Source organism: Nocardia sp. NPDC088792, assembly GCF_044750615.1.
In the GTDB taxonomy this organism is placed as follows: Bacteria; Actinomycetota; Actinomycetes; order Mycobacteriales; family Mycobacteriaceae; genus Nocardia.
The window spans coordinates 819459-831284 of sequence record NZ_JBIVKC010000005.1; the positions used below are offsets into that span (position 1 = coordinate 819459).

General features: G+C 68.2%; 13 protein-coding genes. 5 read left to right on the forward strand and 8 right to left on the reverse strand.

The window, feature by feature from the left end; translation table 11 throughout:
• Nucleotides 1-110 precede the first annotated feature (110 nt).
• Nucleotides 111-995, forward strand: coding sequence for a polysaccharide deacetylase family protein (locus ACIP5Y_RS36045; protein WP_400356847.1), 885 nt, complete (start codon nt 111-113; stop codon nt 993-995).
• Between the two features lie 27 nt (nt 996-1022).
• On the opposite strand, the gene ACIP5Y_RS36050 is transcribed toward ACIP5Y_RS36045, so the two are convergent.
• The gene (locus ACIP5Y_RS36050) at nt 1023-1886 is read right to left on the reverse strand and encodes a hypothetical protein (protein WP_400356848.1); all 864 of its coding nucleotides are present in this window, start codon (nt 1884-1886) and stop codon (nt 1023-1025) included.
• A gap of 132 nt (nt 1887-2018) precedes the next feature.
• On the opposite strand from ACIP5Y_RS36050, the gene serC reads away from it, so the two are divergent.
• From serC to ACIP5Y_RS36065, 3 genes are all read left to right on the forward strand, one after another.
• On the forward strand, nt 2019-3143 hold the full coding sequence (gene serC / locus ACIP5Y_RS36055) for a phosphoserine transaminase (RefSeq protein WP_400356849.1): 1125 nt from the start codon (nt 2019-2021) through the stop codon (nt 3141-3143).
• 222 nt (nt 3144-3365) lie between these two features.
• A complete protein-coding gene (gene sepH, locus ACIP5Y_RS36060) occupies nt 3366-4559 on the forward strand; it encodes a septation protein SepH (protein WP_400356850.1) in 1194 nt (397 codons plus the stop codon).
• 216 nt (nt 4560-4775) lie between these two features.
• Nucleotides 4776-5510 carry a DUF6928 family protein gene (locus ACIP5Y_RS36065; RefSeq protein ID WP_400356851.1) on the forward strand — a complete coding sequence of 245 codons (735 nt, stop codon included), beginning with the start codon at nt 4776-4778 and terminating at the stop codon, nt 5508-5510.
• Between the two features lie 49 nt (nt 5511-5559).
• On the opposite strand, the gene ACIP5Y_RS36070 is transcribed toward ACIP5Y_RS36065, so the two are convergent.
• On the reverse strand, nt 5560-5865 hold the full coding sequence (locus ACIP5Y_RS36070) for a DUF2537 domain-containing protein (protein WP_400356852.1): 306 nt from the start codon (nt 5863-5865) through the stop codon (nt 5560-5562).
• Nucleotides 5862-6665: a TrmH family RNA methyltransferase gene (locus tag ACIP5Y_RS36075; protein ID WP_400356853.1), complete on the reverse strand. Its 804-nt coding sequence runs from the start codon at nt 6663-6665 to the stop codon at nt 5862-5864. The genes ACIP5Y_RS36070 and ACIP5Y_RS36075 overlap by 4 nt, the downstream gene beginning before the upstream one ends.
• Before the next feature lie 179 nt (nt 6666-6844).
• Between ACIP5Y_RS36075 and ACIP5Y_RS36080 the strand changes: the two genes are divergently transcribed.
• Nucleotides 6845-7207, forward strand: coding sequence for an FKBP-type peptidyl-prolyl cis-trans isomerase (locus ACIP5Y_RS36080; RefSeq protein WP_397006112.1), 363 nt, complete (start codon nt 6845-6847; stop codon nt 7205-7207).
• Nucleotides 7208-7617: 410 nt separating this feature from the next.
• Here the strand turns inward: ACIP5Y_RS36080 and ACIP5Y_RS36085 are convergent, their stop codons facing one another.
• From ACIP5Y_RS36085 to ACIP5Y_RS36105, 5 genes are all read right to left on the reverse strand, one after another.
• Nucleotides 7618-7902, reverse strand: coding sequence for a hypothetical protein (locus ACIP5Y_RS36085; RefSeq protein WP_397007119.1), 285 nt, complete (start codon nt 7900-7902; stop codon nt 7618-7620).
• A gap of 119 nt (nt 7903-8021) precedes the next feature.
• Nucleotides 8022-9176, reverse strand: coding sequence for a YhgE/Pip domain-containing protein (locus ACIP5Y_RS36090; RefSeq protein ID WP_400356854.1), 1155 nt, complete (start codon nt 9174-9176; stop codon nt 8022-8024).
• A 74-nt stretch (nt 9177-9250) separates the two neighbouring features.
• A complete protein-coding gene (locus ACIP5Y_RS36095; RefSeq protein WP_400356855.1) occupies nt 9251-10597 on the reverse strand; it encodes a sensor histidine kinase in 1347 nt (448 codons plus the stop codon).
• A gap of 10 nt (nt 10598-10607) precedes the next feature.
• Nucleotides 10608-11315 carry a response regulator transcription factor gene (locus ACIP5Y_RS36100; RefSeq protein ID WP_400356856.1) on the reverse strand — a complete coding sequence of 236 codons (708 nt, stop codon included), beginning with the start codon at nt 11313-11315 and terminating at the stop codon, nt 10608-10610.
• 25 nt (nt 11316-11340) lie between these two features.
• Entirely contained in the window at nt 11341-11718 is a 378-nt protein-coding gene (locus tag ACIP5Y_RS36105) for a hemophore-related protein (protein WP_400356857.1), read from the reverse strand.
• Nucleotides 11719-11826: the final 108 nt, after the last annotated feature.

An 11826-nucleotide genomic window follows, 5' to 3' on the forward strand; every position in this document is an offset into this window, starting at 1 on the left:
CGCAGCGAGATTCGCCGCGGGCCGTTTCGTACCCGCTGGGACGGCCGATGATTGAGATAATGGCCAGTCCGATCCTGGCTTGTGAGATCGATTTCGCATAGCCTGCACCGGTGTTCGAAGAGGGACTGCCCCGACGTCGCCTGCTGGCCGCGGGCGCGGCGATCGCCGCTGGCTTCGTGACCGCCGGATGCGCCACGGCCAAGGGAAACTCGGCCGATCGAATTCTCGCGCCGCCGATGGGCACGCCCGCCGCTGCCACCACCGCCGTGCCGCCACCCGCCGCCGCGCCTGCCGCGCCCACCGCGTCCCCGGCCGCGGTGGCCGCCAAGTTCGCCGGGCGGCAGCCGCAGGGCTGGGGCATGGACCTGGACGGCATCCGCACCGGATTCGATGCCACCGGAAAGCAGTTCGCGATCACCTTCGACGCGTGCGGCGGCCCGAACAACAATGACATCGACGAGAATCTGATCGCCTTCCTGCAGGCCCAGCAGATTCCGGCCACCCTGTTCCTGAACAAGCGCTGGATCGACGCCAACAACAACCGGGCCGCGCAACTCGCCGCGAACCCATTGTTCGAGATCGGCAATCACGGCACCAAGCACTGCCCGCTGTCGGTCACCGGCCGGCCGGCCTACGACATCGACGGCACCGGCTCCGTGCAGGAGGCCGTGGACGAGGTGTGGGGCAACCATCAGCGCATCATCACGCTCACCGGAAAAGCCCCGCGCTTCTTCCGCACGGGCACCGCGCATTACGACGATGTGGCCGTCGCCATCGTGCAGGCCCTGGGCGAGACGCCGGTCGGCTTCTCGGTGAACGCCGACTACGGCGCCACCGCCTCCGCCGCCACCGTGCAGTCGAACATGGCGACCGCGCAATCCGGCGGCATCTCCCTGGCGCACATGCACCGCCCGAAATCCGGTACCGGCCCGGGCATGCTCAATGCCCTCCCGGCCCTGCGGTCCGCCGGTTTCGAATTCGTGCATCTGCCATAGGGATTCCCGGATCGAGCGCGGGCTCATTCACAGTTCGCGGGAGGTCAGCCAGTCGACCGCCACGGATTCGCCGTGGTCGACGGTGAAGAACGCGACCTCCAGATGCCGCCCCAGATCCACCAGTTCGAGGGCGGACAGCGGCACCGGCTGCACCAGGCGGACGCGCCACGGCCGCGGCTCGTCCCAGGCGTGCAATTCCAGATCCAGTCGCAGTACCGGATCGTCGCGGCCGGTGTAGTCGGCCGCCACGGGGGTGGCGGCCAGGACGGTGGCGCGGGCCCGCCGGCCGTCGCTGAGGATCTTCCCGATATTGGTGCGGCTGGTCTCCTCCGGTGCGGGCAGATACAGCACCATGCGATCGTGATCGCCGGGATCCACCCGGCAGGCGATGATGTCGCCCGGTTGCATCCACTCCCGATCCACCGCGGAAACCCGCTGCCGCACCCGCGTTTCGTACGGATGTCGTCCTTCCAGCTGGATTCGGACCCAGAATTCGTCGCCGCGGTCGAGTTGATCCGCGGCTCGCTCCTCGGCTCTGCGATCCGCCGCGAGGCGCGCGTCGACCCGGCGCTCCGCGCGGGTTCGGATATCCACTGTCGGCGGGACCGTCGAATCAGGCGGGGCGGGCGGCCTTTTCACGGGGGAGCGGACGCTGAGGATCGTCGCGGTGCCCTCCACACCGTGCAGCAGCAGCTCCCGCCGGGCGGCATCGTCCAAGGCCGGACCGCGCCGAGTGAGTCCGCGCGAACCGAACTGCGACGACAGCCGCGTGAACAAGCTCGGCCGCGGCCGGTTCGCGGGCTCGGGCAGGCGTTGCGGCCGGCCAGGATTCACCTGGGTTTCCGGATCGGGGGTGGTGGTGCCGGGACGGTCGGGCGGCGCCATGTCCATGGCGGTAAACCGTAGTGGTTGTGTGGTATGTGCCACAGGAATACGCGCCGTTTGTCGAAGCTCGAGGTCGGATTGTTTTATGGCCTGTACCCACTCGCGTGCGCGTGCGATACCACCTCTACCCTTATCGCCATGACCTCTGCGTTCCCGACCATCCCCGCCGATCTGAAGCCCGCCGACGGACGGTTCGGCTGCGGACCCTCCAAGGTGCGTCCCGAACAGCTGCAGTCCCTCGTGGATACCGGCGCCTCCGTGTTCGGCACCTCCCACCGGCAGAAGCCGGTCAAGGATGTGGTGGCCAAGGTGCGCTCCGGTCTGCGTGAATTGTTCTCGCTGCCCGAGGGTTACGAGGTCGTGCTGGGCAATGGCGGCACCACCGCGTTCTGGGATGCGGCCGCCTTCGGCCTGATCCGCGAGAAGTCGCTACACCTGAGCAACGGTGAGTTCTCCTCCAAGTTCGCCGCGGTCGCCAAGGGCAACCCGTTCATCGGCGACCCGATCGTGGTGAAGTCGGAGCCGGGCGACGCCCCCGAGCCGACCTCCGACCCGTCGGTGGACCTCATCGGCTGGGCGCACAACGAGACCTCGACCGGTGTGGCCATTCCGGTTTCGCGTCCCGCGGGTTCGGAGCACGCGCTGGTCGCCATCGACGCCACCTCGGGTGCGGGCGGTCTGCCGGTGAATATCACCGACGCCGACGTGTACTACTTCGCGCCGCAGAAGTGCTTCGCCGCCGACGGTGGCCTGTGGATCGCGCTCATGAGCCCGAAGGCCCTGGAGCGGGTGGAGGAGATCAAGAACTCGGGTCGCTGGACTCCGGAGTTCCTGTCGCTGCCCGTCGCGGTCGACAACTCCACCAAGGACCAGACCTACAACACCCCGGCGCTGGCCACCCTGCTGCTGTTCCAGAACCAGATCGAATGGCTCAATGGCAACGGCGGTCTCGATTGGGCCGTGAAGCGCACCGCGGATTCCTCGTCGCGCCTGTACAACTGGGCCGAGACCAGCGAATACGCGACGCCGTACGTCAAGAACGCGGCGCTGCGCTCGCAGGTGGTCGGCACCATCGACTTCGCGGATTCGGTGGATGCGGCGCAGGTCGCGAAGGTGCTGCGCGCCAACGGAATCGTGGACACCGAGCCTTACCGTAAGCTGGGTCGTAACCAGTTGCGCATCGGCATGTTCCCGGCCATCGACCCGGAGGATGTGTCGCAGCTGACCCGCTGCATCGACTGGGTTGTGGGCCAGATCGGGTAATCCCGAAACGAGCAGGAACCCGCAGCGCAGCGGAGGGTTAAATTAGACACAGTATGCGGCGCGGTAGTCCAGCAATGGATTTCCGCGCCGCGTGTCTTGCCCCATGATCCTCAGAAGTGCACTACTGTTCCAGATCGTGGGCAGTATCGTACGGTGCTACCCCGATAGCGGTGTCGCGAGCGCGAGCCTGGCTGTGACGGACGCAGCGATAAGGAGGTAACGGTGCGTGAACTTCGAGTAATCGGATTGACGCCCGATTCCGCGCACATCGTGTGCATCGATACCGAGACCGGCCAGAAGTACCGGCTGCCCGCCGACGATAAACTGCGCGCCGCCGCCCGTGGAGACCTTGCCCGATTCGGCCAGATCGAGATCGAAATGGAAGCCACGATGCGTCCACGCGATATCCAGGCCCGTATCCGCGCCGGCGCCTCGGTCGAGCAGGTGACCGAAGAGTCCGGCATGCCGCTCTCCCGGGTGGAGCGTTTCGCCTATCCGGTGTTGTTGGAGCGCGCGCGGGCCGCCGAACTGGCACAGAAGGCGCACCCGGTCCGCAATGACGGCCCGGCCATCGAGACCCTCATCGAAATCGTGTCCGCGGCGTTCGCGGAGCGCGGCCACACCATCGAGGTCGCCGAATGGGACGCCTGGAAGGACGAAAAGGGCTACTGGGTGGCCCAATTGCAGTGGCAGGCGGGCCGTTCCGTGATCGCCGCGCACTGGCGCTACCAGCCCGACGCGCACGGCGGCTCGGTGGTGCCCCTCGACGATCCGGCCTCCGACCTGATCGATCCCGACTTCGGCCGCGCCCTGCGCGGGCTGGCGACCATCCTGCCCGCGCAGAACGAACCGGCCGCTCCCGAGCCGATCGTGTCCGCCGGCAGCACTATTCACGCACCCGCCCCGCGCGAGGAGCGAGTGGCCGACTACGAGCCCGCGCCCACGCGCGTCCCCTCGCAGCAGACCGCGCGGGTCGCGAATCAGCAGGCGCCGGCCGCGTATTTCGAGCAGCGCGCCGCGGTGGGTGACGGCACCGTGCCCGCGGTGACGGCCGCGGCTCCGGCCCCGGTCGCGCCCAAGGAATCCGCTACCGCGCCCGCCGCCCCGAAAGAGCCTGCGGCTCCGGCGCATTCGGCCCCGGCTCCGGCCGCGGCACAGTCGAGCCCGGCCGTGACCGCTTCGGCTGCGGCGCCCGCGGTTCCGGCGCCCGCACCCGCGACTCCGCCGACCGCTGCTCCTGCCGCGGCGCAGGCGCCCGCCGCCGCGTCCGAATCGGCGTCCGCCGACGCCGAGGCTCCGGCGCAGTCGGCGCCCAAGCCGAACGCGCAGAAGGCCAATCGCGCCAAGCGCGGTGGCAAGGCGCCCATGCCGTCCTGGGAGGACGTGCTCCTAGGCGTGCGCAGCTCCGGTCACTGAGAGTTTGCTAGTGAATTGAGCCCGGCGGTCCGGGGATTGTCGCGCCGCGCCGGGAACCCGCTTGCGCAACAGCGACATTTCGGCTGTCGTCCGGGGTAGATTCAATTGTGGTGGCGGTGCACGCAGGGCCGACCTCCTGCCGACGCCGTGCCACGGCCGCCCCATGTTGCTCAAGAGTTGCCAGCTCGTATGCAATGACTTCGGGAGGTGACGTAGGTGCCGTCCACAGTGTCATCGATCTGGTACGTCGACGCCTCCGATCCGGTTTCCGTCCTGCGCGAACACCCGGGCCCCGATCCGGAGGCCGCGTGGGCCCTGGCGCGCCAGCTCAATCCGGATCGCGATGTGGTCCCCGCCGCGTCCGGCACCATGAAAGTCTGGGCGGGACCCGATCCCGAATCCGTCTACATCGGTTGCTATCCCGGCGTGACCGTCGTCTGCTCCACCCAGGCCGCGCTGCCGCGGCCCACCAAACTGCCGGAGCTGCTGGTCCGCCCGCTCGCCTCCGAGCACACCTTCCTGATCTCCTACGACCTGTCCCTCGGCTGGGGTGCGTTCGCGCATTGGGAGCGCGGCGAATTCCGGCGCTCCTTCAGCGCCACCCGGGTCAATATCCTGGAGGACGAAGGGCTGCCGCGGGTCTGGGAGCGGCCCTACTGGGCGGGCGACCATCCCATCGAACTGCAACCGGGTGAATTGCCCGATCCGCAACTGCTGCCGTTCGATCCACCGGACTTCGCCGACGCCGCCAACGAGGTATGGCTCGGCTTCCGCTACCGCGGTAAGACCCCCGCCGAGGCCCTGGACTCCGAAGAGATTCAGGTGTGCGGCTTCTCGCTGTTCCCCAAGGGCGAAGCACCGGAACCCGAGGCCGCACCCGAACCGGAGCTGGAACACAATGGCAAACGCGGCCTGTTCGGCTGGCTGCGCGGCCACGACCGCGTCTCCTGACGTGATCGAATACGGCTGACGCGGAGCCGGATCGGCCTCGCGCCCGGTATCAGTGGAACAGCGCCGGCAGGATGAGCGCCAGCCACGCGCACAGCACGCCCGCCGCCAGCCCGGCGATCACCCACCGCGTCACCGGGGCGAAGCGCCAGCGCCACGCCGTCGGCGCCGCACCGCCCACCGCGATCAGGTTCACCGCTATCGACAACAGCGGATGCACATGCGCCAGCGCGGCGCCGAACGCGTAGACGCCGCAGGTGGCGAGCGCGGCCACGAGCACGGCGACGGTGATCCCGGTCGCCCACGGGGTGGGCTCGGAGTATCCGTAACCGTAGGGTCCGTCCGGCGGATGACTCACTGTGCTCGCACTCTCTCGTAGAAGGCCATGGCGGCAGCGGTGGCCACATTAAGCGAATCGGTGCCCGGTGTCATGGGTATGCGGGCACGAATATCGCTGGCGGCCATGGTCTCCTCGGTGAGGCCGGGACCTTCCGCACCCAGCAGCAGCGCCACCTTGTCGCCGGTCATGGCGGCGGCGAGGGTGTCCGCCTTCGGGTTCGGGGTGAGTGCGATGGTCTGGAATCCATTGCGGCGCAAGATATCCAGGCCGTCCGGCAGCGGCGGCAGCTGCGCGAAAGGCACCCGCAGCACATGGCCCATGGACACCCGCACCGAGCGCCGGTACAGCGGATCGGAGCAGCGGTCGCCGAACAGCACCGCGTCCGCGCCGAGGCCCGCCGCATTGCGGAAGATCGAGCCGATGTTCTCGTGATCGTTCACGCCCTCCAGCACGGCCACCGTGCGCGCGGTAGCCAGCACCTCTTCGGCGCCGAACTCGCGCGGCCGGTGCGCCGCGGCCAGCACACCCCGGTTCAGGTGGAAACCGACGATCTCCGCCATCACCTCCGCGGTGGCCCGGTAATACGGCACCTCCACCCCGGCCAGATCGTCCCCGAGCTGCTCGTGGCGGCGTTCCACGCCGAGCAGCGCGAACGGGGTGAACCGGGAGGCCAGCATGCGCTGCACCACCACCACGCCCTCGGCGATGACCAGGCCCTTGCCGCCGGGCAGGTCGGGTCGCCGGTCGGCATTGTTGAGGTCGCGGAAGTCGGCGACCCGCGGATCGGCGGGGTCGTCGATGTCGATCAAGTGGGCCACGGCTGTGAATTGTGCCGCTCGATGGTTGCCCGGTCGCGCGGCGGGGTAATAGGGACCTGGCCACCGGCTCGCCCGGATCGGCGTGGGGCCGGCCCCGGCACGGGCCGAGCCCCTGAGTTATGCCGTGGGTCACGCGGCATAAGGTGATAACAATCGTTCCCTAACGAAGAGGACTATCCATGACCAAGCCCGAAGTCGAGTTCCAGGATGGCCCGGCGCCCGCTGAGCTCGTGATCAAGGACCTCGTCGTCGGCGACGGCGCAGAGGCCAAGCCGGGCGACACCGTCGATGTCCACTACGTGGGCGTCGAGTTCGACAATGGCGCGGAGTTCGACTCGTCGTGGAGCCGTGGCGAGTCCATCACCTTCCCGCTGCGTGGCCTGATCCAGGGCTGGCAGGACGGCATTCCGGGCATGAAGGTCGGCGGCCGCCGCCAGCTCACCATCCCGCCGCAGCTGGCCTACGGCCCGGCCGGCGCGGGCCACCACCTCTCCGGCAAGACCCTGGTCTTCATCATCGACCTGCTGGACGTCGTGAACTGACCCATTGCGCCACTCGCGCAACAAGATTCGGGCCCGCCGCGCAAGTATGCGCGGCGGGCCCGATCGCAATTGGAGGAGGTTGCTGCCGCGGGCGTGATGGGCGGCGGGCTCGATCGGTGGTGGGGAGTTGCTGCCGCGCGCGTAAACGCGCGGCGGGCCCGGGCTGTGTGGGAGTGGGATGGCCGATGGTGTCGTACGGTCCGGGACGGGCCCGATCGAGCGGTGAGTGCGGGCGCCGGCGCACGCCGTGGCCTCGATCGTTCTTGCGGAGGGGTCGGTGGTCGCGCGGCCACGGGTCTCCGGCGGCGGGGTGGGTGTGCGTGGGCCGGGGCCGGAATTGGCAGCGCCCCGAATCCCCGGGAGGGGATCAGGGGCGCGGGGCCGGTGGTCGGCCGGGGCGGGGGTACCGCTCAGGAGCCGACGACGGCGTTCATGATGGTGCCGGCGCTGGTGGCGGTGGCGCCGCCGACCATGGCGTTGGCGATCATCTTGGGGGAGGCGGAGCCGCCGCCCCACTTCTCCCAGGCGAAGCGTCCGCCGCCGTAGGTGATGGCGGCGATGCCGGACATCTGGGTGAACCAGGTGAAGTAGCGGAACATCTTCATCATCTTGTCCGCCATGGGTGGGGTTTCGGCGGTGGGGTTGCCCATCTGGGCCAGGACCGAGCCGTACATGTCGTGCGCGGCCAGCAACATGCTCACGATCGTTTCCTCTCCGGTACCGTCGGTGAACCTGGTGAAACGGGTCGATTAGAGCAATCCGGACGCAATCCTATCCGGACGAACCGCCGATTGTTGCCAACTATTTGCGAACGTTATTTGCGAACGATCTCCACCGGATCGGTCAGCACCGATGAAATCGCCGCCTGCTGTTGCACTCCGCGCTGCGGCAGCGCCTGCAGTGCCTGATTTGCCTGCTTACCCAAGTTGTTCGACACCGTCTGCAACTGCCCGACCCCACCGGTCATCGCCTGCAGCGCGGCCGTCAGCTCGGTGCTCGCGGTATCGGCGATCTGCGGGATGCTCTGCGCCAGCTGCGCACCCTGATTCAGTTGGACGCTTGCCTCGGTCAATTTGCCCGCGGCATCGCGCAACAACTGCCCGACCTGCGTATCCGAAGTGAGCTGCGTTCCGGTCAGATTCGCGAAACCGGACAACTGGGCGTTCGCCTGATTCGCGATGGTCTGCAAGCCCTGTAGCTGGGTGATGATCGGCGCCAGTTGCGGATCGTTCGCGAAGGGCAGCGCCTGCAGTAGCGGCAGCACCAGGTTCAGCCCGGTGCTCAGCCCGCTCGCCGCATTGCTGACCTGGCCGATGGTGACCCCGGTCGAATCCAGCGCGGTGGCCAGCTGATTCGCCTGTGTGGTGGCCGCGCCGAGGGTGCCGTTCAGAGCATCGATACCCGAGGTCAGCTGTCCCGCACCGGCTTTCGCCTGCTGCAGGAAGTCCAGCATCTGCCCGGCCCCGCCCTGGAACTGGCCCGCGCTGTCGGCGGCGGCCTGCACGCCCGCGTTGAGCAGCTGCGAGGTGAACTGGACCTGCGAAACCTGGCCGCGGGCAGTGTTCATGGCGGTGAAGAGGCTGTCCAGTCCGGCCGCGCTGATGCGCTTGGTGACGTCGTTGACCGCGTCGTTCACCGTGTCCTTGTCGGCGCGGCGCGCTGATTCCACCGTGACCTGCGCCTTCTGCGGTTTATCGGTGGCCAGCGAGGTGATGTCGGCGGACAGGTCGGCGGGCAGGGTGATGACGGCCGCGTAGTCGGCGGTGCTCGCCGTCCCGACCACATGCCACTGGGTCCCGTTGTCCTGCAGGGCTTTCGCGATCTTCGCGCCCTGCGGTCCGGTGTCGTGGTTGACGAGTGCGATGCCTGTGGGTGATTTCGCGAGGCGCAGATATCCGACGGCACCCGCGGCAACCACGGCTGCGACGAGCAGAACGATCAGGGCCCAGCGGGTACGTTTTCCGAACACCGTTCAGACCGTACGGGTACGGATTATCCGTACCTCTGATGATTGTCTGAGAGTTCGCTAAGGGCTGAGTTCGCTCAGGGCCTGGGCCGATCGGGGAGCTCCAGCACCAGCCGGGCGCCGCCGAGCCAGCTGTCCTCGAAATAGGCCCGGCCGCCGTGCAATTGTGCCTGCTGCGCGACCAGCGCGAGCCCTAGCCCGGACCCGCCCTTGGCGGCCTGGCTGCCCCGGAAGAAGCGTTCGAACACGGCCGCGCGTTCCGCCGTCGGAATACCCCGCCCATTGTCGTCGACGGCGATCACGATGAACCCGAACGGATTCCGATGCGCCGACACGATGGCCAGGGTGGCCCCGCCGTGCCGCGCGGAATTGGTGAGCGCATTGTCGACGGCCAGCCGAAGCCCGGTGGGCAGGCCGCGGGTGATCAGTTCCGCGTCGGTGTCGATGCTCACCTTCAGAGCGGGGAAGTGCCGCATGGCGTCGTGGGCGGCGGCATCGCAGAGTTCGGCGACATCGGTGGCGACGTGGTCGCGCTGGTTGCTGAGATCTCCGGCGGCGAGTCGTTCCAGCGCGCCGAGCGTGTTCTCCACGCGTTTCTGCCCGCGCTGCAGGTCGTTCAGGATTTCCCGGCGTTGCGCCTCGTCCAGGTCGAGGGTGCTGAGCACTTCCAGGTCGGTGCGCATGGCGGTGAGCGGGGTGCGCAGTTCGTGCGCCGAGACGGCGGCGAAGTCGCGGGCGGTCTCCAGCGCGGCGGCGGTTTCGGTCTGCGCCACGTCCACGCGCTCCAGCATGGTGTTGACCGCCTCGGACAGCTTGTCGGCCTCCTTCACGCCCGAACCGTCCACGGGCAGTGGGGCGCCCGGCTCGCCATTGGGCCCGTGCTGGTCCACCGCGTGGGTGAGCAGCACGATGGGCCGCACCGCCCGGCCGCCGAACAGCCAGCCCAGCCCGGCCGCGGCCGCGACCGCCGCCACCGCCGCGAACAGTACGAAGCGCCGCTGCTGCGCGGTGGCCCGATCGGTTTCGGTGGTCGGAATGCCCAGCGAGACAATGCGTCCCGTTGGCTGGTTCTCGGTGGTGGTGAGTATCCGGAAGGTATTTCCGCCCACGGTGGCGGTGTGATTTCCGACCGGTTCGGCCGGCAGTTGCGTCGCGGTGCTGACCACGGAACCGTCGGCATTGCGCACCGTCAATGCCATTGTGTTATTGGCGCCGAGGATGTTCAGCACCGTCACGGAGAGAACGGGTTCGAGCAGCACCACGCGCGAGGACACCGCCAGCTGCTGATCCGCCTGCGTGAGATTGTTGCGTTCGATGGCGGAGATGGTGACCCAACTGAGCACGGCCACAATGATTGTCGCGCCCAGCGCCGCCGCACCGGCGACCCTGGTGCGCAGGGAATAGGAGTGGCGGCGTCTTTTCATCGGCGCTGCGTCATTTCGGCGCGCGTAACACGAATCCGACACCGCGAATGGTGTGCAACAGCCGCGGGGTGTCGTCGATCTCCAGCTTGCGGCGCAGATATCCGACGAAGACGTCCACCACATTGGTATCGGCCGCGAAATCGTAGCCCCACACCAGTTCCAGCAGTCGTTCGCGGCTCAGCACCACGCCCGTACTGCGCGCCAGGGTGGACAGCAACTCGAATTCCCTTTTGGTGAGCTCGATTTCGCGACCGTGCAGCAAAGCCCGGTAACCGGCCACATCGACCTCGAGGGGGCCGACGGTGAGGGCGCCGGGGATGGTGGAGGCCGGCACGTCGGTGCGGCGGCGCAGCAGCGCCTTGATGCGCGCCACCAGTTCGGCGAGCACGAACGGTTTCACCAGATAGTCGTCGGCCCCGGATTCGAGTCCGGCGATGCGGTCGTCGACGGAGCTGCGCGCCGACAGCACGCAGATGGGAACCTCGTTGCCCATGGCCCGCAGGGCGGTGACCACGCCCGCGCCGTCCAGCACGGGCATGTTCATATCGAGCACGATGGCGTCGGGGGATTGCTCGGTGACCGAGCGCAGCGCCTCCGCGCCGTCTCTGGCGATCACCACCTTGAAGCCGGACAGCCGGAGTCCGCGTTCGACGGATGCCAGGACATCCTCGTCGTCGTCGACGACAAGGACCGTAGGTAACTCACCGCGTTCGACCACGGACTCCATTCTGGCAGCCGCTAGCTCAGTAGTTGTGGCACGAGTCGGCGACCTGCTGAACGGTGGCGGCGAGGCCGCCGGCCCGCGGGTCGCTCTGGGCCTTGTTCGCGGCGTCCGGGTTGGCGTCGATGTACGCCTGCACGTCGGCCTTGCGCTGCTCGGGCGATTCGTCGAACTTGGCCTTGATCTGGGCCTTGGTGTCGGGGTTCTGGTCCAGGTACGAGGCGATGGCCGGGGCCTTGTCGTGCAGCGCGGCGTCGACCTGGGCGAAGCTGCAGGAGGTGTCGAGCAGCGGCGACAGCAGATCCGCGGGGCTCGCGGACGCCGTGGCGGGCACCAGCGCGATGGCGAGCGAGGCGAGCGCCCCCGCGCCCAGTGCCGCTGCCGTCCGCCGATTACGCATGAAACTCATTCATCAGGCCTTTCCAGATCGGTCTGGCACGCGGATGATCCGCGCCTGCCCGACGGTAGGGCATGCCGATAGGGCACTGATGAACGGACTCTGAGAAAA